Here is a 24477-nt window from a genome sequence, read left to right on the forward strand (position 1 = left end):
GAAAAAAACGCTTTCAGGCTGATGCCATCGCTCAGCCGAGTCTTGGCGCCAGCACCAAGGCGTAGAGCCAGATCAGACTGAATCCAACAGGGAGCAGCAAAGGTGTGATGCGCACCAGCCCGTGCACGCGGGCACCAACGATATGGCCACGGGCGTTCGTGCGCTGCGGCACGGTGGTGCGCTCGTAGACATCGAGCGCCAATAACTCGGCAGCAGATAGCCCCAGCTCACCACGAGCACGGCGAATGAGGTGGGTCTGTTCCCGCAGATAAACGTCTTGCGCCCAGGTGGCTGCGTAAATGGAGGTGAAGATGATCCCCGACAGCACGATGGCGGCAATCGGTAGGGCCCAATGAAAGAAACCGGGCCAGCCGAAGTTGGCATTCCAAGACGTGGCGTAGGCAGTCAGCAAAAAAGCCTGCGAGGTCACGTACCAGGTCACTCTGCTGGCGATGAGGGTGTTTTCAGCCTGTACCGCGTCCTGCAGGGACTTCAAAGCATCCGCCACGGTCAACGATTGGCTGTTGGACATCAGAGGTGCAGCGCTCAGTGGTCTTTGTTCGTGATGACCTTGTCACCCCTGCGCGGCTTGCCCGCGCGACCGGCTTTGGACCAATCGTAGTCCTGGCCGTCCGGGGTTTTGCCGTCCACCACGGCGTCCACGCCCTGCTTGCCCACGTTTTGCGGGTTCTCGCTGGCCATGGTCACAAAGGTGTAGCCGGCATCGCGCTTTTCCTTGGTGATCTGCAAGGCCTGCACCAGGTCTGCGGTTTCTGCACCGTGGGATTGACCTTCGGTGTCGGTCCAGTAGATTTTGAACATGGGGAGCCCTCTTCCATTCAGCGCTTGGCTGCTCAGTCCAGCCACTTTTGCATGAAGCCGGCCTGCCCCATCGCAGGGTCCAGCTCGTAGTAGGCAAAGCCTACGCGGCGATACAACTTTTCGGCGCCGGTGTTGCCCGAGAGCACTTCCAGCGTGAGCTTGCAGGCGCCGCGCTCGCGCGCGATGGCCTCGGCCAAGGCCAACATCTGTTCACCGATGCGCTGGCCGCGGTAACCCGCCAGCACCGCCACATCGTGCACATTGACCAGTGGCTTGCACTTGAAGGTGGAAAAACCTTCGATGCAATTCACCAAGCCCACGGGTACCGAGTCGTCTGCAGACGCAAACGCCAGCACGCTGTAGGCCTGCGGGCGCGCGGCCAGCGAGGGCACGATGTGCCCTTTGGCAAAGTCGCTCAAGGGCTCGCCGCCGCCCATGGGGTCGCTGGCATAGGCGTCCAAGAGCATGACCAAGGCGGCTGCATGGACCGGGTTGGCGTAATCCGCCTGCGTCACTCGAATGGCTGTGCTCATGGCCTCACGCTTTCAAAGTGTCGGCAATGCGCTGCGCGCAGCTTTGCGCCATAGTGGCATCGCGGGCTTCCACCATCACGCGCACCAAAGGCTCGGTGCCGCTGGCGCGGATGAGTACGCGGCCGCTGTCGCCCAGTGCAGCTTCGGCAGCCTTGGTTTCTTCGGCCATGCGGGTGTTGCTCTTCCAATCCTGACCGGGGGTCAGACGGACATTGATCAGGGTCTGCGGAAACAGCGTGACGCCGGCCAACAACTCGGCCATGGTTTTGCCGCTGCGGACACAGGCTTGCAGCACCTGCAGGGCAGACACCAAGCCATCGCCGGTGGTGTGCTTGTCCAGCGCTAGCAGGTGACCCGAGCCTTCACCACCCAAAATCCATTTGTGCTTTTCCAGCTCTTCGAGCACATAACGGTCGCCAACCTTGGCACGTACAAACTGCACGCCGCGGGATTTGAGGGCGACTTCCACCGCCATGTTGGTCATGAGCGTGCCCACCACGCCGGGCACATGCTCGTCACGGCCCAAGCGGTCGTCGGCCATCAGGTATAGCAGCTCGTCACCGTTGTAGAGGCGGCCATCGGCATCCACCAGTTGCAGGCGGTCAGCGTCGCCGTCCAGCGCAATGCCGAAGTCGGCCTTGTGCTCTTGGACCGCCTTCACCAGCGCTTCGGGGTGGGTGGCTCCCACGCCTTTGTTGATGTTCAGGCCATCGGGCGTGCAGCCGATAGCGATCACTTCAGCGCCCAACTCATGGAACACCTTGGGGGCAATGTGATACGCCGCGCCGTGTGCTGCGTCGACCACGAGCTTCATGCCCTTCAGGGTCAGGTCGTTGGCAAATGTGCTTTTGCAAAACTCGATGTAGCGGCCGGCAGCGTCTTCCAAGCGGCGGGTTTTGCCCAGACTGGCGGAGTCCACCCACACCGGGGGTTTCTCGAGTTCCGCCTCAACAGCCAGCTCCCAAGCGTCGGGCAACTTGCTGCCTTTGGCGTTAAAGAACTTGATGCCGTTGTCTGCAAACGGGTTGTGGCTGGCGCTGATGACCACGCCCAACGACGCGCGCTGGGCGCGGGTCAGGTAGGCCACCCCCGGCGTGGGCAGCGGGCCCAATAGCACCACATCCACCCCTGCGGAGTTAAAGCCACTCTCCAGGGCACTCTCCAGCATGTAACCGGAAATCCGGGTGTCCTTGCCGATGAGCACCGTGGGGCGCGCCTCGGTTTCCTTGAGCACATGGCCCACTGCATGCGCGAGGCGCAACACGAAGTCGGGGGTAATGGGCGCTTGGCCCACCGTGCCGCGAATGCCGTCAGTGCCGAAATATTGTCTTCCCATAGGTTCTTTCTGTTGGTTTTGTAATTGATGAATCAGCCACCGGCAAATACCAGTGAAAAATGAATGGACTAGCTGCCGAGGTCCCGGGCTGGCGCCTGAGGAACCTGCTCTGCCTGCATGGCAGCCAGCACCCGGAGTCCGCTGATGGTCTCGCGCACATCATGCACCCGCACCACATGCGCGCCGTTTTGGACTGCCAGCACCGCCGCCGTCACGCTAGGTGCAAGGCGCTGTTCGATACCGAGCCCTGCCCCCTGCGGCGAACCCGTTTGGGTCACCGCCACCAGTGACGATTTGCGCGACCAGCCCGCCAGCACCGCATAGCCTTGCGGCACGGCCTCCGCCTGGCGTGCGAGCAGTGAAAAATTCTGAGCCACTGTTTTGCCGAAGCCTATGCCCGGATCCAGACAAATACGTGTCGAATCGACTCCCAGCCCTTTTAAATCAAGCGCGAGCTGCTGCAAAAATGAAAGCACCTGGGGAACGACATCACCCGCCATCGGCGCCGACTGCATGGTCTGCGGATCACGATGCATGTGCATCAGGCACACCCCGCAGTTCGGGTGAGCCGCCACCACGTCTTGTCCAGTCTTGCCGCTCGCATCACCACGCCAACGCAAAGCCCACACGTCGTTGATGATGTCTGCACCCAAGTCCAACGCCGCTTGCATCACCGCTGGCTTGTAGGTATCCACCGACACCGGCACACCCAAAGTCACTGCATGACGGATGACCGGCAATACCCGGGCAAGCTCTTCCTCCAAGCTCACCGGTGGCGCGCCCGGGCGGGTGGACTCTCCGCCAATATCGAGAATATCCGCCCCATCCTGGAGCAACGCTTCGCAGTGCGCCATGGCTGCAGAGCTGGTGGCATGCTGACCACCATCCGAAAACGAATCCGGAGTGACGTTGACAATCCCCATGACTCGGGGACGGCTGAGGTCAATCGAAAAGCGGGAGGTCTGCCAATGCATAGAACACCATTATCCCCAATGAAAACAGGGCCCGAGGGCCCTGTTTTTCACACAAACGCGATTTAGTTACGCCGCGTTTGGCGCTGGTTCTGCAGCAACTGCTGCTGCACCACCGCCACCGCCGCTGTTGGGCGGAGTGCGAGGGGTCCAGTCCTTCGGTGGACGGGGCTCGCGGCCGGCCATGATGTCGTCCAGCTGGTCGCTGTCGATGGTTTCCCACTCCAGCAAGGCCTTGGCCATCGCATGCATCTTGTCCTGGTTGTCTTCAATCAGCTTGCGTGCCAGGGTGTATTGCTGGTCAATGATGCGGCGCACCTCTGAGTCCACCTTTTGCATGGTTTGCTCGCTCATGCTGGTAGTCTTGGTTACGCTGCGACCCAGAAACACTTCGCCTTCGTTTTCGGCATACACCATAGGGCCCAAGGCGTCGGTCATACCGTAGCGGGTCACCATGTCACGGGCGATCGAGGTAGCGCGCTCAAAGTCGTTCGACGCGCCGGTGGTCATTTGATTCATGAACACTTCTTCGGCGATGCGGCCACCGAACAACATGCTGATTTGGTTTAGCATGAACTCGCTGTCATAGGAGTAGCGGTCTTGCGAAGGCAGGCTCATGGTCACCCCCAAGGCACGGCCACGGGGAATGATGGTCACTTTATGCACCGGATCGCACTTGGGCAGCATTTTGCCGATCAGGGCGTGGCCGGCTTCGTGGTAAGCCGTATTCTTGCGCTCTTCCTCGGGCATGACCATGGACTTGCGCTCCGGTCCCATGATGATCTTATCCTTGGCCTTCTCGAAGTCCTGCATTTCGACCAAGCGCGCATTGCGGCGGGCTGCCATCAGGGCTGCTTCGTTGCACAGGTTGGCAAGATCGGCACCGCTCATACCGGGAGTACCACGGGCGATCACGCTGGCGCTCACGTCCTGGCCCAAGGGCACTTTGCGCATGTGCACGTTCAGAATCTGTTCACGGCCACGGATATCGGGCAGCGTCACATACACCTGGCGGTCAAAACGGCCGGGGCGCAGCAAAGCGGCATCCAAGATGTCAGGGCGGTTGGTAGCAGCTACCACGATCACGCCGACATTGGTTTCAAAGCCGTCCATCTCCACCAGCATCTGGTTCAGAGTTTGTTCGCGCTCGTCATTGCCACCGCCGAGGCCAGCACCACGCTGACGGCCGACAGCGTCAATTTCATCGATAAAGATGATGCACGGCGCGTTCTTTTTGGCGTTCTCGAACATGTCGCGCACGCGGGATGCACCCACGCCCACAAACATTTCGACAAAGTCAGAACCGGAAATACTGAAGAACGGCACTTTGGCTTCACCGGCGATCGACTTGGCCAGCAGCGTTTTACCGGTACCGGGAGGGCCCACGAGCAACAAACCGCGGGGGATACGGCCGCCCAGCTTTTGAAACTTGCTGGGGTCCTTCAAGAAGTCAACCACCTCCTTGACTTCTTCTTTGGCTTCGTCGCAACCTGCCACGTCGGCGAAGGTCACGGTGTTGGTGTTCTCGTCAAGCAAGCGGGCTTTGCTCTTGCCGAAGCTAAAAGCTCCGCCCTTGCCGCCGCCTTGCATTTGGCGCATGAAGTACACCCACACGCCGATCAACAGCAGCATCGGGCCCCAGCTCACCAGCAAGGTCATGAGCAAGGAGCCTTCTTCGCGGGGCTTGACATCGAATTTGACGTTGTTGGCAATCAGATCGCCCACCAGGCCGCGGTCGAGATAAGTCGCTGTCGTGCGGACTTTGCGGTCATCAGAGGTGATGGCCAGAATTTCTGTGCCGCCTTGCCCCTCTTGGATGATGGCGCTTTTGATCTGGTTGTTGCGGACCTGCTCCAGGAAGTCGGAATAGCCGACCATGCCAGACGCAGAGGCGCGCGAATCAAATTGCTTGAACACGGTGAAAAGCACCAAGGCGATCACCAACCACACTGCAACTTTAGAAAACCACTGATTATTCAAGCGAAGCTCCATTCAGGACGCGAGGGCCCTTGCCCCGCATACATGGCAACCATTTTAGGCCTTTCAAGGATGTCGCATACTTTTTTGCTTGCGGACATCCATAGAAATAGCATGGGTTTGATCAACTAAGTCTCAAAAGCCCTTCAGGCCCATACCAATCAGGAAGGTTTCAGAAGACCGGTCTCGTGATGCTTTGGGTTTCAAGGGCTTCACGGTGACAAAGGCCTCTTTGAACTTTTGCACCACGGCGTTGTAGCTCCCGCCATGAAACACTTTGGCGACGAGTGCGCCTTGGGGTTTCATGTGGTTTTGGGCAAATTCGATGGCCAGTTCAACGAGGTACTCAATGCGGGCCGCGTCCGCAGATGAAATGCCCGACAGGTTGGGCGCCATGTCCGAGACCACCAGATCTGCCTTGTGCCCGCCCAGCGCGGCCTCCAGCTTCGTCAAAGTTTCGGCCTCCCGGAAATCGCCTTGAATAAAGGTCACCCCTTCAATCGGCTCCATAGGAAGCAGGTCCAAGCCGATCAAGGTGCCGTTCAGGGCCCCTGCCGCCGCCCCCTGAGGGGACATGCGCCGCCGTAGGTACTGGCTCCAGGCACCGGGGGTGCACCCCAAATCCACCACCAACTGCCCCGGTTTGACCAAGTGCAGGGTTTCATCGATCTCTTTGAGCTTGTAGGCCGCGCGCGCGCGGTAGCCCTCTTTGTTGGCCAATTTCACATAGGGGTCGTTAATATGGTCGTGCAACCACGCTTTATTGACCTTTTTGTTGCCGGCCTTGTTATCGGGCTTGTTACTTTTGCTCTGCGTTTTCATTGCGTTGATAATACCCACATGCCTCAAATCCAATTGACACCCGCTCAGCGCAAAGATCACCGCGCTGAAGCCCACCACCTTGACCCTGTTGTTATGGTCGGTGGCGATGGCCTGACTGCCAACGTAAAAAAAGAAATCGACGCCGCCCTGAATGCCCACGGACTCATCAAAGTCCGCGTGTTCTCGGACGACCGCGTAGCCCGCGACGAGATGTTCAAAACCCTGGCGGATGAGCTCAATGCTGCACCCATCCAGCACATCGGCAAATTGCTGGTGCTCTGGCGCCCCAAGGCCACAAAGGAAAAAGCGGTTGACGAAGACCGCATGCCCGGCCCCCGCGACTTCAAGGTGTTGAAGTTCGGCCGTCCCGGCACCCGCCCCGAAGTCAAGACACTGCGCGTTCTGGGCAACCAGCGCCTCACGCCCGGCGGCAACATCAAGCGCGCCAAGCCGAAGCCACAGACCAGCGTCAAAAAACGCAGCCAGACCTGATACCCAAAGAAAACTGACAACCGGAGCCTCAAGCTCCGGTTTTTTTATGCCTGCGCGTCCGGTGTATCGCGGCTGCCCGATAGTGCAGCGACCATTTGGCGCAGGACCACCAAGGCGCAAATCCACTGGACCACAAACAGGCCGGTGCCCAAGCGGTGCCACAAGGCAAGGTTCTCCCGCGCCACGATGCGCGGGGCAATGGCCAGTTCGACCATGAGTGCCAACAGAACCCCGCCCACTACAAAAAGCGTAGCAGACTGCGCGGATTCCACGGGCACCAGGCGCCGATTTGACCGAAATGCAATCAGCAACATCGCGCCACAGGCCACGGAGATCCATGTCTGGGCGCTGAACAACTTAGCCGCCATTTGCCCGGCCATGGCGGGTGTGGGCAAGTGCACAAATAACATAGGCACGACCAGCAAGCCCAACATGCTCAGACTCATGGCCCACGCAGCCGCCAACCAGACAGGGAGTTGCCGCATCAGATGTAGTCGACGGCCACGACCTCGTAGGCACGCTCACCACCGGGTGCGAGTACTACTGCGGTGTCACCCACCTCTTTGCCGATCAAGGCACGGGCAATAGGGCTGCTGATGTTGATCAGGCCTTGCTTGAGGTCTGCCTCGTCTTCACCCACGATCTGGTACTTGACCTGCTGGCCACTTTCTTCATCTTCCAACTTCACGGTCGCACCGAAAACGACACGACCATCCGCTTGGATCGACGCGGGGTCAATCACCTGCGCAGCGGACAATTTGCCCTCCACTTCCTGGATACGACCTTCAATAAAGCCCTGGCGCTCTTTGGCAGCGTCGTAGTCGGCGTTTTCGCTCAAATCGCCTTGGGCACGGGCCTCAGCGATAGCTTGGATCACCGAAGGACGCTCTACGGTTTTGAGCTTGTGCAGTTCGGCTTTGAGCATTTCAGCGCCGCGCTTGGTAATGGGATAGGTTGCCATGGTGTCTCTAGCTAGGTTTTACAGAGCCTCAAAGTACAAGGACAGTGCGGCGCTTGCGCGCGGCACTGTCCTTTGCGGTTGACACGATTATGCCAACGATTGAGGGCTTTTAGGCCAGGAGTTCTGCGTGCATCTCCTGCACAGAAATCACACCCAGGTTGTCGAGGTACTTCATGCCTTCGACGGCTGCTTCTGCACCCGCAATCGTGGTGTACGTGGTGACACGGGCCAGCAATGCGGAAGTGCGAATCAGGCGGGAGTCTGCAATCGCATTGCGGCGCTCTTCCACCGTGTTCACCACCATCGAAATTTCTTCGTTTTTGATGGTATCCACAATATGCGGGCGACCTTCGGTGACCTTATTCACCACGCCACAGGCCACACCCGCTGCGTTGATAGCCGCGGCGGTGCCTTTGGTAGCCACGACTTCAAAGCCCAGGCCGACCAGCTTGCGTGCGACTTCCACCGCACGGGGCTTGTCCGCTTGTTTTACCGAGATAAACGCCTTGCCGCCGCGTGGGAGCTTGGCGCCTGCGCCGAGTTGGCTCTTCACAAACGCTTCGCCAAAGGTCTTGCCCACGCCCATGACTTCACCCGTAGACTTCATCTCAGGTCCGAGGATGGTGTCCACACCGGGGAACTTCACGAAGGGGAACACCGCTTCTTTGACGCTGAAGTAAGGCGGGGTCACTTCCTTGCTAATGCCTTGGCTTGCCAATGACTGGCCTGCCATGCAACGCGCAGCAACCTTGGCCAACTGAATGCCAGTCGCCTTGGAAACAAACGGCACAGTCCGGCTTGCGCGGGGGTTCACTTCCAGCACGTAGATGACATCTTTGCCGTCAACGTTTTGGATGGCAAACTGCACATTCATCAATCCGACTACATTCAAAGCACCCGCCATGGCCTTGGTTTGACGCTTGATTTCGGCGACCGTGTCCGCATGCAGACTGAAAGGTGGCAGCGAGCAGGCAGAGTCACCGCTGTGCACGCCAGCTTGCTCAATGTGCTCCATCACACCACCAATGAACGTCGCACCAGTGTTATCGCGGATGCAGTCCACATCGCACTCGATCGCATCGTTCAAGAAGCGGTCCAGCAGCACGGGGCTGTCGTTGCTCACCTTCACGGCTTCGCGCATGTAGCGCTCCAGGTCGCGCTGCTCGTGCACGATTTCCATCGCGCGGCCACCCAACACATAGCTGGGGCGCACTACGAGGGGGTAACCCAAGGCAGCGGCCTTTTCCAGCGCTTCGGGCTCGGTGCGGGCGGTCGCGTTCGGCGGCTGGCGCAGGTTCAGGGCGTGCAACAGTTTCTGGAAGCGCTCACGGTCTTCAGCCGCATCGATCATGTCAGGCGTGGTGCCAATGATGGGCACGCCGTTGGCCTCGAGGTCGAGCGCCAACTTCAAAGGCGTCTGGCCACCGTACTGCACGATCACGCCGACCGGCTTTTCCTTGTCGACAATTTCCAGCACGTCTTCAAGCGTCAAGGGTTCGAAGTACAGGCGGTCAGAGGTGTCGTAGTCGGTGGACACGGTCTCAGGGTTGCAGTTGACCATGATGGTCTCGTAGCCGTCTTCGCGCATGGCCAAAGCGGCGTGCACACAGCAGTAATCAAACTCGATACCCTGGCCGATACGGTTGGGGCCACCGCCCAGCACCATGATCTTTTTCTTATCGGTAGGCGCAGCTTCACACTCGGAGCCATCGGCCTCGTAGGTGGAATACATGTAAGCCGTGTTGGTCGCAAATTCGGCGGCGCAAGTGTCCACGCGCTTGTAGACCGGGCGCACACCCAAAGCACGGCGCTTCTCGCGCACCGCCTTGTCGGTGGTCTTGAACTGGCGTGCCAGGCGGCGGTCCGAGAAACCTTTTTGCTTCAATGCGCGCAGCGTAGGCGCATCGATCTTGTCTAGCGCAGAGCCGCTGGCGGGCTGGGGCAGGCGCTCGATTTCGAGCTCCAGCTTCACGATCTGCTCGATCTGAACCAAGAACCAAGGGTCGATCTTGGTCAGCGCAAACACCTCGTCCACGCTCATACCCTGGGCGAAAGCGTCACCCACGTACCAGATGCGCTCGGGGCCGGGCTCGCCCAGCTCTTTTTCCAGCACTTCGCGGTCCTGGGTTTTTTCGTTCATGCCGTCCACGCCCACTTCCAGGCCGCGCAGGGCTTTCTGGAAGGACTCTTGGAAAGTACGGCCCATGGCCATCACCTCGCCCACCGACTTCATTTGGGTGGTCAGGCGGCTGTCGGCTGCAGGGAATTTTTCAAACGCGAAACGCGGAATCTTGGTGACCACGTAATCGATGGAAGGCTCGAACGACGCGGGGGTAGCACCACCGGTGATGTCGTTACGCAGCTCGTCGAGGGTGAAGCCCACGGCCAGCTTGGCTGCGACCTTGGCAATCGGGAAGCCTGTGGCTTTGGAAGCCAAAGCGGAAGAGCGAGACACGCGCGGGTTCATCTCGATCACCACCATGCGGCCGTCGACCGGGTTGATCGAGAACTGCACGTTAGAGCCACCAGTGTCCACACCGATTTCACGCAGCACCGCCAAAGAGGCGTTCCGCAGAATCTGGTATTCCTTGTCGGTCAAGGTCTGTGCAGGCGCCACAGTGATGGAATCACCGGTATGCACGCCCATGGGGTCCAAGTTTTCGATCGAGCACACGATGATGCAGTTGTCCGCCTTGTCGCGCACCACTTCCATCTCGTACTCTTTCCAGCCCAAAAGCGATTCTTCGATCAGCAGCTCATTGGTGGGCGAGGCTTCCAAGCCGCGCTTGCAAATGGTTTCAAACTCCTCGGAGTTGTAGGCAATACCGCCGCCAGTACCGCCCAAAGTGAAGCTGGGGCGAATAACGGTGGGGAAGCCCAACGTCTTTTGCACCGCCCACGCCTCGTCCATGCTGTGGGCGATACCGGAGCGCGCGGAGCCCAGACCGATTTTGGTCATGGCGTCCTTGAACTTCAAGCGGTCTTCCGCCTTGTCGATGGCCTCGGGCGTTGCACCGATCAGCTCGACCTTGTACTTGTCCAACACGCCGTGGTGCCACAGGTCCAGCGCACAGTTCAGCGCAGTCTGGCCACCCATGGTGGGCAGAATCGCGTCAGGCTTTTCCTTGGCGATGATTTTTTCGACCGTTTGCCAGGTAATAGGCTCGATGTAGGTTACATCGGCGGTGGCAGGGTCGGTCATGATCGTCGCGGGGTTGCTGTTGATCAGAATGACTTTGTAGCCCTCTTCACGCAAAGCTTTGCACGCTTGCACGCCGGAGTAGTCGAACTCACAGGCCTGCCCGATGATGATGGGGCCGGCGCCGATGATGAGAATGCTTTTAATGTCGGTACGTTTTGGCATGGTGGACTCTTAGCTTTAGGGCTTTTTAGTTTTTAATCAAATCAATCGGATTCAGTTCAGGCTGGCTGTTGCCAGCTTGGCACCGAACCAGACGAACAGGCCGCCCACGGCACTGGACAGGGTGGCACTCAGCCGCTTGCGGCGGCTGAAACCCTGGGCCAGTCGGGCACCTGCAAAAATCAGGGCAGAAAGATACACAGCACTGAACACCATGATGATGGCGCTCAATATCAAGAAAGGCACCGCAGGCGTTTCGTAGGCAGGGTCAATGAACTGCACAAAAAACGACAGCAGAAAAAGAATCGCCTTGGGATTCAGCAGGCTGATGACCAACGCCCGCTTGAAAGGCTGCTGCAAATGGGCCGAGGCCTCTGCCACAGCGCCATCTGCGGCAGCTTGCATGGGCTGGTGGCTGCGCCACTTGCGGATCGCGGCGATCACCAGATTCACCCCGACCCAGGTGAGGTACGCGGCACCTGCGTATTTCACCACCATGAATAGCGCGGGATAAGTACGCAACAAACCAGCAGCTCCAAGCGCCGTGAGCAACAGCAATATGGTGTCGCCCACAAAAACGCCCATGGCGCCTTGGTAGCCGGCTTTGACGCCCCGCACGGTCGCGACTGACAAGACAAACAATGAGTTAGGCCCGGGCAACAAAATGATGCCCAAAGCGCCCACCACATAGGTCCAGAGGTCAGTCACGCCATAGAAGCTCATGGTGCTCAGGCTGCTTTCTTTTCCATCTCGCGAATGAACCGGTCAAACAGGTACCCGATGTCGTGCGGACCTGGAGAGGCTTCAGGGTGCCCTTGGAAGCAGAACGCTGGTTTGTCGGTGCGCTCCAAGCCTTGCAAGGTTCCGTCAAACAAGCTGACATGGGTGGCACGCAGGTTGGCAGGCAAGGTTTTTTCATCCACCGCAAAACCGTGGTTTTGACTGGTGATAGACACTTGGCCGCTGTCGAGGTCTTTGACCGGATGGTTGGCACCGTGGTGACCGAACTTCATCTTGAAGGTTTTGGCACCGCTGGCCAACGCCATGATCTGGTGGCCCAAGCAAATACCGAAGGTCGGCGTGCCGGTTTCGATCAATTCCTTGGCTGCTGCAATGGCGTAATCGCAAGGCTCCGGGTCACCGGGGCCGTTGGACAGGAAAATACCGTTGGGGTTGAGCTTGAGCACATCGGCTGCTGGCGTTTGCGCCGGCACGACCGTGACCTTGCAACCCCGCTGGGCCAACATGCGCAGGATGTTTTTCTTGACGCCAAAGTCGTAGGCCACCACATGGAACTTGGGAGCGGTTTGCTGGCCATAGCCTTGGCCCAGCGTCCACTCGGCTTCGGTCCAGGCATAGCTCTCTTGGCTGGAGACCACTTTAGCCAAATCCAGGCCAGCCATGCTGGGCGCACCTTTGGCCGCAGCGACGGCTTTTTCGATCGCCTCTTTGGTGACCGATTCGCCGGCCGCCAGTGCCATGATGCAGCCGTTTTGCGCACCTTGGGTACGCAGCTGGCGGGTCAACTGACGGGTATCGATATTGGCAATCGCCACCGTGCCCTCTGCCACCAAGTACTCGGTCAGCGTTTGGGTTTTACGGAAATTGCTTGCCACCAAGGGCAGGTCTTTGATGATCAAACCTGCCGCAAAGACTTTGTGGGACTCCACGTCTTCGGGGTTGACACCGTAGTTGCCGATGTGGGGGTAAGTGAGGGTGACGATCTGCTGGCAGTAGCTAGGATCCGTGAGGATTTCCTGATAGCCGGTCATGGAGGTGTTGAACACAACCTCGCCGACCGTGGAGCCTGCGGCCCCAATGGAATTGCCAATATAGACCGTGCCGTCTGCGAGCGCCAGGATGGCGGGTGGGGTAGTTCCCTTGAGAGACAAAAGCACTGGTTTCTCCGAATGTTTTACGGGTACGCCCAAACGCGCTCAAGACAGGCTCTTGGCGGGTGCCGCGCAGGATGTGAGTCCTTGCGGATGCTTTTTACGAGGGAATGTGCAGAGTTGCGCTTGGGACGGCTGTTTTCTGGAAAGCCTCTGATTATAACCGAGGGCAAACCCGAATTCAGTTTCAGGCAAGCTTCAAACTGCTGGCATGCAGACAAATGGCTGCTGCTGCGGCCACATTGAGAGACTCCTCGCCCCCCGGCTGGCCAATGCGGGCAAAGACGGTGGCGCGCGCCATCAGGGCCTCAGAGACACCCTGCCCTTCATGCCCCATCGCCCAGGCACAGGGATGCGGCAAATCAAGTCGCTGCACCAAATCCCCTTGGTGTGAGCTGGTCACCACCAAGGGCACACGCAGGGCATCTAGGTCTGCCAGTTCCAAGCCCTCGACCAATTGGAGTCCGAAATGTGCACCCATGCCAGCGCGCAAAACTTTGGGGCTCCATAAAGCGGCCGCCCCTTTGAGCGCCAACACTTGGCGAAAGCCGAATGCGCCCGCACTGCGCAGGATGGAGCCCACATTCCCCGCGTCTTGCACCCGGTCGAGAATGACGGTGGCGGCATCGGGGTCTATGGCGGCAGCGGCCGGCAAATCGACCACAAAGCCAACACGGGCCGGCGACTCCAAGCCACTGATCTCGTGGAACGCCCCATCCGGAATCACTACGATTTTGATAGCTGCTCGCGCATATTCGACGGGGGCTAGAGGCCAAAATGACTCAGAAGCCACCAACACTGCAGGCTTCACACCACGGGTCAAGGCGGCTCCGCACAGGTGGTCTCCCTCGATCCAGAATCGCCCGGCTTTGCGATAGGCGGTGTTGTCGGTGCTGAGTTTGCGCAATTCTTTAAGAAGTGCGTTCTCACGGGAGCTGATGAATACAGGTTCGGTCATAGCGGTTTAGAGCACCCGGGTGACCGGCGCAAAAGTTTTACGGTGCGCGGGACACGCACCATGGGCCTCAAGGGCGGCAAGATGCACCGCGGTCCCATAGCCTTTGTGGGCGGCGAAACCGTACTGGGGATACTGAGCATCCAGCTCAGCGCACCAGCGGTCACGGGTCACCTTGGCGAGAATGGAGGCGGCTGAGATCGCAGGCACGGTTGCATCCCCCTTGACGATTGCCTCGGCCAACACGTCAAGGACCGGCAAGCGGTTGCCGTCGACCAGCACTTTGGCAGGCTTCAAGCGCAAGCCCTCCACCGCACGGCGCATGGCCAGCAAGGTGGCTTGCAGGATATTGATTTCATCGATCTCCTCGACAGAGGCCTGTGCAATCGAGCAGCACAGAGCCTTGGCGCGGATTTCGTCAAACAGCTTTTCGCGACGGGCTGCCGTCAGTTTTTTGGAGTCATTCAACCCGGCGATAGGACGCAAGTCATCCAGAATGACCGCCGCGGCGACTACAGGCCCAGCCAGCGGACCACGGCCGGCCTCATCCACACCAGCCATGAGCCCGGGCAGGTCCCAACTGAAGGCTACTTGCTGCACCCCGGGCACAGCAACTTTAGCTTTGGAGGACTTTTTCGATGGCATCGGTCGCAAGGGTGGCGGTATCACGCCGCAAATCAGTGTGCAGCGTGCGGAAAGTGGATTGAAGGGCCGCTATTTTGGCAGGCTCGCTGCGCGCCGCGTCCAGCCACTGGAGCGTGGCCTGCGCCAATGCAGCAGGGGTTGCGTCGTCTTGCAGGATCTCTTGCACCACGAAATCCCGACACAAAATATTGGGCAGGCCTACCCACGGCTGCAAGCGTTTGCGCCGCATGATTTGCCACGATAACCAGGACATGTGGTAGCCGATCACCATGGGCCGCTTGAACAGAGCGGCCTCCAGGGTGGCGGTACCGCTGGCAATCAAGGTGACGTCGCATGCAGCCAAGGCCGTATGGCTCTGCCCGGTCAACAACTGCAAGCGGCTGCCGATTCCGCTGCGCTCTGCAATAGCGGTGATTTCGGGTAACAAGCCGGGTACTGCAGGCACTATAAATTTGATAGCAGCTCGCGCATTCAGCATGAGGGCTGCAGCCTTAAAGAATCGCAAGGCGAGGTGCCGGATCTCGGATTGACGGCTACCCGGCAAGATAGCCACCACCTCATCTTCCGGCTGCAAGCCCAAGGCGTGTCGTGCGGCGGCTTTGTCAGGGTCCATAGGAATGACGTTTGCCAGCGGGTGTCCCACATAGGTAGACGCTATGCCGTGGGACGCCAACAATGCAGGCTCGAAAGGAAAGATGCACAGCACATGGTCTGTGCTCTGGCGCAGCTTTTCCACCCGCTCCGGCCGCCAGGCCCAGATCGAGGGACAAACGAAATGCACCGTTTTGACACCGTGCTGTTTGAGCCGGGCTTCGAGGGCCAGGTTGAAATCCGGGGCATCAACGCCGATGAATACATCCGGCTTGTCCGCCAGCAATCGATCACCCAAGGATGCACGAATCCCCACGATCTCGCGGTAGCGCCGCAGCAACTCCCAGCTGAATCCGTGTACCGCCAATTTGTGGTGCGGCCACCAGGCGTCGAAGCCTTGCTTGGCCATCTGCGGGCCGCCGATTCCGCCCGACGTGGCGGCAGGCCAGCGTGCACGCATGCCGGCAAGCAGCAAGCCAGCTAGCAGATCGCCGGAAGCCTCGCCCGCAACGAGCGCGAGGGATGGCTCTGAACCGGGGCACGTACTCCTCGCCATGGCCATCCAGCAAAAAACGCGCTTAGCGCACGATACCGCGCTGCGCGGACACGCCAGCGAGGAAGGTGTTCATCATGGCGACGTCTGGGGCTGTTTCAGGGCGTTCTGCGGCCATGAGCGCGATGCGTTCCTTGGCTTGCTCCAGCGCAAGGTCATCGCGATAGAGCGCTTTGTGGATCGCTTTGATGCCCGAGATACGCTCCGGCGTCCAACCCCGGCGGCGCAAACCTTCAAAGTTCATCGACCGCGCAGCGGCCGGTTGCCCTTGGCACATCACAAAGGGCGGCAAATCGGCAAACAACAAAGAGCACATAGCGCTCATGCTGTGCGCGCCCAAACGCACGAACTGGTGGACCACGGTAAACCCACCGAGAATGACCCAATCGTCCACATGCACATGACCTGCCAACTGGGAGTTGTTGGCGAAGATAACGTGATTGCCCACCACACAGTCGTGCGCAAGGTGCACATAGGCCATGATCCAGTTGTCGTTGCCCACGCGGGTCACACCGGCATCGCCCGGCGAACCGATATTGAAGGTGCAGAACTCGCGGATCGTATTGCGGTCACCAATCATCAGTTCGCAAGGCTCACCCGCATATTTCTTGTCTTGCGGGATCGCGCCCAAAGAGTTGAACTGAAAGATCCGGTTGTCTTGCCCGATCGTGGTGTGCCCCTCGATCACGCAATGCGGGCCGACCGTCGTGCCGGCACCGATACGCACATGCGGGCCGATCACAGTGTATGGACCGACGGTGACCGAGCTGTCGAGCTCAGCACCGGGCGAAACGATGGCGGTGGGATGTACGTTTGACACGTCTAGCCCTTAGCTAATGGCGCGCATGGCGCAGGTCAACTCGGCCTCGCAGGCCAACTCATCCCCGACCATGGCACTGGCTTTGAATTTAAAGATTCCGGCTTTCATACGCAGCATTTCCACGTTGAGCGTGAGCTGGTCGCCCGGCTCTACCGGGCGCTTGAAGCGTGCGCCGTCGATCCCTGCAAAGTAGTAGACCATCTGGTCGTTAGGAGAGGTATCCAGCGCATCGAAAGCCAGCAAGGCGGCGGCTTGGGCCAGTGCTTCCAACATCAACACACCCGGCATCACGGGGCGGTGAGGGAAATGCCCCTCAAAAAACGGCTCGTTGATCGTGACGTTCTTCAGCGCCTTGATGGTTTTGCCTTTTTCCAACTCAAGCACGCGATCCACCAACAAAAATGGATAACGGTGCGGCAATTGCTTCAAAATTTTATGGATATCCATCATGGCTTCTTCTCTTTTTCCAAGGTTTTAATTCGATCGCGCAGGCTGTGCAGTTGCTTCAATGAAGCCGCATTGCGCTCCCAATTGGCGTTTTCATCCAGAGGGAAAATCCCCGTATATTGACCCGGCTTGTGTATCGACTTGCTCACTACAGTGGCTGCAGAAACATGCACTCCTGGGGCCAAGGACAGATGGCCGAGGATGATCGCCCCCCCACCCACCGTGCAGCCCGTGCCGATAGTGGCAGATCCGGCAACGCCAACGCAACCCGCCATTGCCGCGTGTGCGCCGATGCGGACGTTGTGGCCAATCTGAATCAGGTTGTCCAGCTTGACCCCATCCTCAATCACCGTGTCTTGCAAGGCACCACGGTCGATGCAGGTGTTGGCACCGATTTCTACGTCATTGCCAATTCTGACAGCGCCCAATTGCTCAATTTTTTCCCAGCGAGCACCGTCAGGAGCGAAGCCAAAACCATCAGCACCGATGACCACGCCCGCATGCACGATACAACGATCACCAATGTGGCAATCCTCGCCCACTGTGACCCGTGACTTCAATACCGTGTGTTCGCCGACACGAGCACCCGCCTCGATGACGCACAAAGGGCCGATGCGAGCTGTTGCCGCAATATGGGCATCTGGGTGCACCACTGCACTGGGGTGAACCAGGGGCTCGTTACCGATGGGGCGCGCTGTTAGCTGCCGCCAAAGCTGCGTCAATCGCGCGAAATACAGATAAGGATTGGGCGAGACGATACAGGGGCCGCGACGAGCGCCGTCTGCCGCCATGGCCGGGCTCACGATCACGCAGCCTGCTCGACTCAGAGACAGCTGTTGCTGGTACTTCGGGTTACTGAGGAAGCTGATGTCTTGCGCCGTGGCTGATTCCAAAGGCGCAAGGCCTGAAATCATGACATCGCCCGGACCGATAAGCTCTCCACCAAGGTTCAATACCAAGGAGGAAAGCGAATGGGAACTCACATGAGATAACGCTTGCGACAAAGTTTATTTGGCGCTTTGGTTGAGGATTTTCAGCACCTTCTCGGTGATGTCATGACGTGGGCTGCTGTAGACCACTTCTTGGATCACGATGTCGTACTTCTCGTCCGTAGCAACTTGTTTCACTGCCTTGTTCGCCTTGTCCAACACCTGTTGCAACTCTTCATTACGGCGGCCATTCAAGTCTTCTTGGAATTCACGCTGCTTGCGCTGGAAGTCGCGATTTTGCTCCGCAAATTCTTTCTGACGCGTGGTCCGCTGAGCCTCGGACATAGCCGGCGCGTCGCGCTCGAACTTGTCGCTCATAGACTTCAGCGACTGCTGAACGTCCGCGAGATCTTTCTGGCGCTTGGAAAACTCCGCCTCCAACTTCGCCTGTGCGGCCTTGGCGGGCGCAGACTCTGTCGTAATGCGTTGTGTATTGATGTAACCGACCTTGGACTCTTGGGCAAAACCGCCGGTGGCCGTCAAAGCCATCGCAGCTACCAACACCCATTTGATTTGTGCTGTTTTCATTAAAAAGTGGTTCCAATTTGAAATTGAATGGACTGCATTTTATCTGCGTCAAATTTGGATAATGGCCGGGCAAAAGCCAAACGCAAAGGTCCAACCGGTGAAATCCAACTAATACCCACACCGAAAGAAGAACGCATTTCAGAGAGCTGAATAGCCTCATTAGGCGCGTAGATGCCACCCGCGTCGACGAAGGCAAAGCCGCGCAAGGTACGGTCATTCCCACCACCGGGCAACGGAGACAATAGCTCCGCGTTGAACACTACTTTCTTCGCACCGCCTGTCGAAGTCAACGAAGCGGCTCGTTGAGCTGCTGTCGTGAGACTTCCCTGCTCGAAGCCACGGACCGAGCCGAGTCCACCCAGGTAGTAGTTTTTAAAAATCGGATAGGAACCGGAACCAGTCGCAGCTCCGATGGACAGCTCACTATTGAAAGCCGCGGTCACTCTGCGGGTAACGGGCACAAATTGCTGGTACTGCGCCGTTCCGCGAACGTAGCGCATGTCACCGCCCACACTCCATTCACCGTTGGTGCGAATCACCCGACCGGTACTGGGCACCAATGCGCTGTCACGGGTGTCACGCGACCAACCTATCGTCACAGGCACCGCAGTTGCGCTGTAACCAAACTCGTTGGCATAGTCTTGATAGACCGTGGGTAGAAGTGTCCCTGGAATGATTCGCGTCTTGTCCGCACCCAACCCGAAAAACACGGTGTCTGAATCGGAAAATGGAACCCCAAAACGGACACCGATACCCGTAGTCTCAATCGCGTAGGTGGATGCATCGTCGTAAGGGCGCGAGGTCCGCTGATACAGATCAAAGGTTCGCGACACACCGTCATCCGTAAAGTACGGATCTGAAGTGCTGAGCACTACAGTGCGGTTGGACTTGCTCGTATTGACTTCAATGCCGAGGGAATTGCCGGACCCGAAAGCATTCTCCTGCTTGAATCCGAAAGACAGTCCCAAGCCGTCAGCGCTCGAAATACCTGCCCCCAAACTGATGCTTCCTGTAGGCTTTTCCACCACAGAAATGGTGAGGTCTACCTGATCAGGAGCACCTGCTACCTCTTGGGTTTCGATGCCCACATTGGTGAAGTAGCCCAGCCGATCAACACGATTTCGGGACAAGCGAATTTTTTCACCGTCGTACCAAGCGGCTTCAAGCTGACGGAATTCGCGGCGAATCACTTCGTCGCGAGTCCGGTCGTTACCCGCAACATTGATACGCCGCACGTATACACGGCGTGAGGGCTCGCCCACGAGAGTAATTTCCACGCGATTGGTAGTGCGATCGATCTCTGTGCGAGCTTCAGCACGAGCGAAAGCATAGCCAAAATTCGCAAAATAATCAGTGAACCCCTTTGTTGTCTGAGCCACGTCTGTCGCGTTGTAAGGCTCACCTGCCTTGATCGTTACCAAGGACTGAAATTCGGCTTCCTTACCCAAAAAATTGCCAGCCAGCTTGATGTTGGATACCGCAAATTGCTCTCCTTCAGTCATGCTGAGCGTGATCGCAATGTCTTTTTTGTCCGGGGAGATGGCCACTTGGGTAGAGTCCACCTTGAACTCCAAAAAACCACGCGCCAAATAATATGAACGGAGTGTCTCTACATCCGCGTTCAATTTGGTACGCGTGTACCGGTTGGATTTGGTGTACCAACTCAGCCAATTCCCCGTGTCTGAATCGAACAGACCACGCAGCGTGCTTGAAGAAAACGATTTATTGCCAACGAACGAAATCTCACTGATTTTGGCAACTTCACCTTCCGTGACAGCGAAGCTCACGTTTACCCGGTTGCGCTCAATCGGCGTGACTGTGGTGACAATTTCTACGGCATACATGCTCTTGCTGATGTACTGCCGTTTTAACTCCTGCTCAGCGCGATCGACAAGCGCCTTGTCAAAGGGGCGACCATCCGACAGCCCAATATCGCGCAAGGCGCGTTTGAGAACGTCCTTGTCGAACTCCCGATTTCCAGAGAAATCGACGTCCGCCACGTTGGGACGCTCTTCCACAATCACAACGACTACGCCATTGTTACTCTCGATGCGCACGTCCTTGAATAAACCCAAGGCGAACAAAGCGCGTATGGACGCCGCTGCCTTTTCATCGGTATAGGTGTCCCCCACGCGGACCGGGATAGACGCAAAAACGGTACCTGCTTCGACACGCTGCAAGCCTTCGACACGGATGTCTTTCACCGGAAATGGGTCGACGGCCCAAGCATTTTGGATCAGGAACGCCAAAAGACCACCCACGGCCGCAAAACGGACCTTGCGGCTGCTTGATTTCATTAATTTCAATTTGAATCTCCGAGGGTCTAGGTTGCCACGACGGTGGCCTAACCCAAGATATGTTGGATGTCGTTGTACAAGGCAACCGACATCATCACCAACAACAACGCAATTCCGAGTCGTTGCAGTCGTTCCCACCACTTTTCAGGCACCGGACGACCGGTGACACCTTCCCAAAGATAATACATCAGGTGCCCGCCATCCAAGACAGGCAGAGGTAGAAGGTTGAGCACCCCCAAGCTGATGCTCACCAAAGCGAGAAATCCTACAAAAGAGACAAAACCCAGTGCAGCTGACTTACCCGCATAGTCCGCAATTGCCAGGGGCCCGTTCAGGTTGGTCAGCGATACCTGACCCGTCAGCATTTGCCCCATGGTTGTGAGCGACATCCATGCGATATCGCCGGTCTTTTTTACGGCGCGCGATATGCCCTCGAAGAACCCGTACTGAACCTCCACCATTTCAGGTATCGAGCCCACAAAGGCCCCTACCCTCCCTATCGGTTGCCCGCCAGAGCGATCAAGCGCAGGAGTAACGGACAGACTCAAGCTGTCGGAGCCTCGGACGACGACCCACTCCATCGCCTTTTCAGGGGAGGAGCGAATCATCGTACGCAATGTAGATGCATCAGCAATGGAAGTTCCGTTGACCGATGTGACCAAATCATTGAACTGCAAACCCGCCAAAGCTGCGCGCGAATCAGGCGCTACGTCCCCCAACACCGGCTTGGAAAAAGGAGATACCCACCCAATTCTCTGAAACATAGACGCATCTGCTGCGTTAGTCGATGTTTGGCCAAAACTGAGCGGCCGGACAACCGGTGAGCCAGACGTTTTTTCCTGGCCCGGTACGGTTTCAATAAAAAGTGTCGATTGCGCCAGTGCCGCCGATGTCAGGCGCCAGCGAAATTCATCAAAAGTTTGAACTGGTTCGAGTGCATCCGGTGAGGTCCCAACGCGTAATACGCGCTCGCCGCCAGTCCACCCCCCCATTTCCGCTTGAGAACCCGTGACCGGGACTGGCAAGACAGGCGCAGCCGCCGGAGTCGCTTGCCAATTCAGCAAGGAGTACAGCAATACTGCGAAGACCAGATTAACCAACGGACCTGCAGCCACGATGGCGCTTCGCCTGCTGAGGGACTGGGTGTTGAATGCTTGATGGCGATCCGCAGGGTCCACTTCTGCTTCGCGCTCGTCGAGCATTTTTACGTATCCGCCCAAAGGAATCAGGCTCACGGCGAATTCTGTACCGCTCCGAGAGCTCACCCTGCTCCAGAGCCTAGGGCCAAAGCCGATTGAAAACCGCAAAACCTTGACCCCACAGGCACGCGCAACGATGTAGTGCCCCCACTCGTGCACAGCAACCAATAGGCCTATCGCAACAAGGAAGGCGACTATGGTTTGCATGGATTTCCTCTTATTTCAGGTCGAGAGTGCGCGGCAGTGCTGGGTAGCCACCGCGCGCGCTTCAGCATCAAGCGCCAAAAGCGCAGCCAAATCGTCAGGTGATGTGTAGGACAAAGCGTTAAGGGTTGCACGATTTACCGCATAAATCTGATCAAAGCGTATCTCACGGTTCAAAAATGCTGCAACGGCGACTTCATTGGCAGCATTCAGTACGGCTGTTGAGCCACTTTGCCCCTCTAAAGTTTCCCAGGCCAAGAAAAGTCCGGGAAAGCGGCTTTGGTGCTGTTCATCTCGGATCGATTCGAACGTCCACGACGACATGGTCGAAAAGTCCAAGGGCGCCGCTCCCGACTCCACGCGCTCAGGCCACGACAGACCGTAGGCTATGGGCCCGCGCATATCCGGAGTACCCAACTGAGCAACCACAGAGTGGTCCACATACTGAACCATTGAATGGATTACGCTTTGAGGATGAATCAAGACATCAATTTGACGAGGTGAGACACTGAACAAATATTTAGCCTCGATCACTTCCAAGGCTTTATTCATCATGGTGGCGGAGTCCACCGAAATTTTGCGCCCCATAACCCAGTTTGGGTGCGCGCAGGCCTGCTCAGGAGTTGCAGCTGTGATCTGTGAGGGTGACCATGTCCTGAAAGGACCACCTGACGCTGTCAAGATGAGTTTGTCCACCGACGCTTTCCAGAGGCTTTTGTCAGCCGGCAAGGACTGGAAAATCGCGGAGTGTTCGCTATCAATCGGTAGTAATGTGGCGCCACCTCGCTCCACCGCTGACATAAAGACGTTGCCGCCTACTACCAAGGCCTCTTTGTTAGCTAACAACAGCCGCTTACCAGCAAGCGCAGCAGCAATACAAGACTCTAGTCCTGCCGCCCCCACAATGGCGGCCATGACTATGTGAACGTCTGGGTGAGATGCCACTTCACTCAAAGCATGGGCGCCCGATAACACCTCCGTGCTCATGCCCTCAGCCCTTAAGCGTGACTGCAAAGTAGTGGCACTCAAGGAATCCACCATCACAGCGTAGCGCGGCCGGAATTCCAGACACTGCTCCACCATCTGGTCTACGCGCGTGGATGCTGTTAACGCAAAAACCTGAAACCTGTCAGTGTGTCTGCGCAATACATCTAATGTGTTGACACCAATCGAACCGGTCGACCCCAAAACTGAAACCTGTTGCATGGAAGCCCCGAACTAAAACGCTTGCAAAAGCATGGCAAGTGGAATGACTGGCAGAAGTGCATCGACTCTGTCCAGAACTCCTCCGTGGCCAGGCAACAGCTGACTGCTGTCTTTGGCACCTGCAGAACGCTTGACCAGAGACTCCAACAAGTCACCACAGATACTCATCAACCCTAGGAAAATGGCGCCCAGCAGCATAAACAGCCAATGACGCTCGGCCAATATCGAGAAGATGCTTTTGGAGTCCATCAAGAAATGCTGGTCAGCTATGCACCAGCCGAAGGCGAGGAGCACCACGCCAATCAAGCCACCGATAGCACCTTCGCGCGTTTTCCCGGGACTGATACTTGGTGCCAACTTATCGGAAAAGAAACGTCCACCGAATCTGCGGCCCGCGAAATACGCTGCAATGTCAGCGACCCAAACGAGAGCCATTGCAGAAAATAAGAAGTTGATGCCAAGAGCCCTGGCTTTGACGACAGCCAGCCATGCAAAACACAAAAGCACGAAACCCAACAGCTGACGCAATGCCGATGGAATCAAGGACCACGCAGGAACACCCGCCTTCAACAAAATACCACCACCGACCACCCATGCAAGCGCCGAGAACGACCAAATAACGCTCATGGCCTTTGCCGGCAATGGAAAGAACCAGAATAGGAAACAAACCGCAGCACAGGCGACGCCCGCTGCAAGAGCCCCCGAATCAGAAGATTGATTCAGCCGAAACCATTCCCATGCCCCACAGGCCATCAGGACACCTGCGACCACGGCAAACGCTGCGGGATGAGGATAAAAAACCGCAGGAAGAAGCACAGCAAGTAACGCTACTGCCGTAAAAATGCGTAGGCGCAACATAGGTACCCTGGTAAGAGA

The 24477-nt window shown here is 57.7% G+C and carries 24 protein-coding genes; 1 reads left to right on the plus strand and 23 read right to left on the minus strand.

Annotation, left to right across the window (positions count from 1 at the left end; translation table 11 throughout):
* Nucleotides 1-31: 31 nt before the first annotated feature.
* The 7 genes from RAE21_RS08360 to RAE21_RS08390 all read right to left on the minus strand — a co-directional run bounded on the left by RAE21_RS08360 (nt 32) and on the right by RAE21_RS08390 (nt 6461).
* Nucleotides 32-532: a hypothetical protein gene (locus RAE21_RS08360; RefSeq protein ID WP_313880962.1), complete on the minus strand. Its 501-nt coding sequence runs from the start codon at nt 530-532 to the stop codon at nt 32-34.
* A 14-nt stretch (nt 533-546) separates the two neighbouring features.
* Complete coding sequence (locus RAE21_RS08365) at nt 547-822, minus strand: hypothetical protein (RefSeq protein ID WP_087497056.1); 276 nt, start codon at nt 820-822, stop codon at nt 547-549.
* Nucleotides 823-854: 32 nt separating this feature from the next.
* Nucleotides 855-1355, minus strand: coding sequence for a GNAT family N-acetyltransferase (locus RAE21_RS08370; RefSeq protein WP_313880963.1), 501 nt, complete (start codon nt 1353-1355; stop codon nt 855-857).
* A gap of 4 nt (nt 1356-1359) precedes the next feature.
* A complete protein-coding gene (gene glmM / locus RAE21_RS08375) occupies nt 1360-2691 on the minus strand; it encodes a phosphoglucosamine mutase (RefSeq protein ID WP_313880964.1) in 1332 nt (443 codons plus the stop codon).
* Between the two features lie 68 nt (nt 2692-2759).
* A complete protein-coding gene (folP, locus tag RAE21_RS08380) occupies nt 2760-3665 on the minus strand; it encodes a dihydropteroate synthase (RefSeq protein WP_313880965.1) in 906 nt (301 codons plus the stop codon).
* Nucleotides 3666-3731: 66 nt separating this feature from the next.
* Nucleotides 3732-5642 (minus strand): ATP-dependent zinc metalloprotease FtsH, encoded by a 1911-nt coding sequence (gene ftsH / locus RAE21_RS08385; protein ID WP_313880966.1) that lies wholly within the window; start codon nt 5640-5642, stop codon nt 3732-3734.
* Nucleotides 5643-5774: 132 nt separating this feature from the next.
* Nucleotides 5775-6461, minus strand: a complete 687-nt coding sequence (locus RAE21_RS08390) for an RlmE family RNA methyltransferase (RefSeq protein ID WP_313880967.1) — start codon at nt 6459-6461, stop codon at nt 5775-5777.
* An 18-nt stretch (nt 6462-6479) separates the two neighbouring features.
* On the opposite strand from RAE21_RS08390, the gene RAE21_RS08395 reads away from it, so the two are divergent.
* Nucleotides 6480-6953 (plus strand): YhbY family RNA-binding protein, encoded by a 474-nt coding sequence (locus RAE21_RS08395; RefSeq protein WP_313880968.1) that lies wholly within the window; start codon nt 6480-6482, stop codon nt 6951-6953.
* Between the two features lie 44 nt (nt 6954-6997).
* Here RAE21_RS08395 and RAE21_RS08400 read toward each other — a convergent pair whose 3' ends face one another.
* The 16 genes from RAE21_RS08400 to RAE21_RS08475 all read right to left on the minus strand — a co-directional run bounded on the left by RAE21_RS08400 (nt 6998) and on the right by RAE21_RS08475 (nt 24459).
* Entirely contained in the window at nt 6998-7438 is a 441-nt protein-coding gene (locus RAE21_RS08400) for a DUF4149 domain-containing protein (RefSeq protein ID WP_313880969.1), read from the minus strand.
* On the minus strand, nt 7438-7914 hold the full coding sequence (gene greA / locus RAE21_RS08405; RefSeq protein ID WP_313875802.1) for a transcription elongation factor GreA: 477 nt from the start codon (nt 7912-7914) through the stop codon (nt 7438-7440). Before greA ends, RAE21_RS08400 begins: the two co-directional genes overlap by 1 nt.
* Nucleotides 7915-8023: 109 nt before the next feature.
* Nucleotides 8024-11278, minus strand: coding sequence for a carbamoyl-phosphate synthase large subunit (gene carB, locus RAE21_RS08410; protein ID WP_313880970.1), 3255 nt, complete (start codon nt 11276-11278; stop codon nt 8024-8026).
* Between the two features lie 51 nt (nt 11279-11329).
* The gene (gene leuE / locus RAE21_RS08415) at nt 11330-11998 is read right to left on the minus strand and encodes a leucine efflux protein LeuE (protein ID WP_313880971.1); all 669 of its coding nucleotides are present in this window, start codon (nt 11996-11998) and stop codon (nt 11330-11332) included.
* Between the two features lie 5 nt (nt 11999-12003).
* The gene (carA, locus tag RAE21_RS08420; RefSeq protein WP_313880972.1) at nt 12004-13173 is read right to left on the minus strand and encodes a glutamine-hydrolyzing carbamoyl-phosphate synthase small subunit; all 1170 of its coding nucleotides are present in this window, start codon (nt 13171-13173) and stop codon (nt 12004-12006) included.
* A 181-nt stretch (nt 13174-13354) separates the two neighbouring features.
* Nucleotides 13355-14125, minus strand: coding sequence for a TrmH family RNA methyltransferase (locus RAE21_RS08425; protein WP_313880973.1), 771 nt, complete (start codon nt 14123-14125; stop codon nt 13355-13357).
* Nucleotides 14126-14131: 6 nt separating this feature from the next.
* On the minus strand, nt 14132-14683 hold the full coding sequence (gene rnhB / locus RAE21_RS08430) for a ribonuclease HII (RefSeq protein WP_313876257.1): 552 nt from the start codon (nt 14681-14683) through the stop codon (nt 14132-14134).
* A gap of 55 nt (nt 14684-14738) precedes the next feature.
* Nucleotides 14739-15914, minus strand: coding sequence for a lipid-A-disaccharide synthase (gene lpxB, locus RAE21_RS08435; RefSeq protein WP_313880975.1), 1176 nt, complete (start codon nt 15912-15914; stop codon nt 14739-14741).
* Between the two features lie 22 nt (nt 15915-15936).
* Nucleotides 15937-16731 (minus strand): acyl-ACP--UDP-N-acetylglucosamine O-acyltransferase, encoded by a 795-nt coding sequence (gene lpxA / locus RAE21_RS08440; protein WP_313880976.1) that lies wholly within the window; start codon nt 16729-16731, stop codon nt 15937-15939.
* A 9-nt stretch (nt 16732-16740) separates the two neighbouring features.
* Nucleotides 16741-17181 carry a 3-hydroxyacyl-ACP dehydratase FabZ gene (gene fabZ, locus RAE21_RS08445; protein WP_313880977.1) on the minus strand — a complete coding sequence of 147 codons (441 nt, stop codon included), beginning with the start codon at nt 17179-17181 and terminating at the stop codon, nt 16741-16743.
* Nucleotides 17178-18161 (minus strand): UDP-3-O-(3-hydroxymyristoyl)glucosamine N-acyltransferase, encoded by a 984-nt coding sequence (lpxD, locus tag RAE21_RS08450; protein ID WP_428984002.1) that lies wholly within the window; start codon nt 18159-18161, stop codon nt 17178-17180. Before lpxD ends, fabZ begins: the two co-directional genes overlap by 4 nt.
* Before the next feature lie 24 nt (nt 18162-18185).
* Nucleotides 18186-18695 (minus strand): OmpH/Skp family outer membrane protein, encoded by a 510-nt coding sequence (locus RAE21_RS08455; protein ID WP_428984003.1) that lies wholly within the window; start codon nt 18693-18695, stop codon nt 18186-18188.
* A complete protein-coding gene (gene bamA / locus RAE21_RS08460; protein ID WP_313882685.1) occupies nt 18695-20992 on the minus strand; it encodes an outer membrane protein assembly factor BamA in 2298 nt (765 codons plus the stop codon). Before bamA ends, RAE21_RS08455 begins: the two co-directional genes overlap by 1 nt.
* Nucleotides 20993-21039: 47 nt before the next feature.
* Nucleotides 21040-22398 carry an RIP metalloprotease RseP gene (rseP, locus tag RAE21_RS08465; protein ID WP_313880979.1) on the minus strand — a complete coding sequence of 453 codons (1359 nt, stop codon included), beginning with the start codon at nt 22396-22398 and terminating at the stop codon, nt 21040-21042.
* Nucleotides 22399-22413: 15 nt separating this feature from the next.
* Nucleotides 22414-23601 (minus strand): 1-deoxy-D-xylulose-5-phosphate reductoisomerase, encoded by a 1188-nt coding sequence (ispC, locus tag RAE21_RS08470; RefSeq protein ID WP_313880980.1) that lies wholly within the window; start codon nt 23599-23601, stop codon nt 22414-22416.
* Nucleotides 23602-23613: 12 nt separating this feature from the next.
* On the minus strand, nt 23614-24459 hold the full coding sequence (locus tag RAE21_RS08475) for a phosphatidate cytidylyltransferase (protein WP_313880982.1): 846 nt from the start codon (nt 24457-24459) through the stop codon (nt 23614-23616).
* Nucleotides 24460-24477 lie beyond the last annotated feature (18 nt).

Source organism: Rhodoferax potami (genome assembly GCF_032193765.1).
Classification (GTDB): domain Bacteria; phylum Pseudomonadota; class Gammaproteobacteria; order Burkholderiales; family Burkholderiaceae_C; genus Allorhodoferax; species Allorhodoferax potami.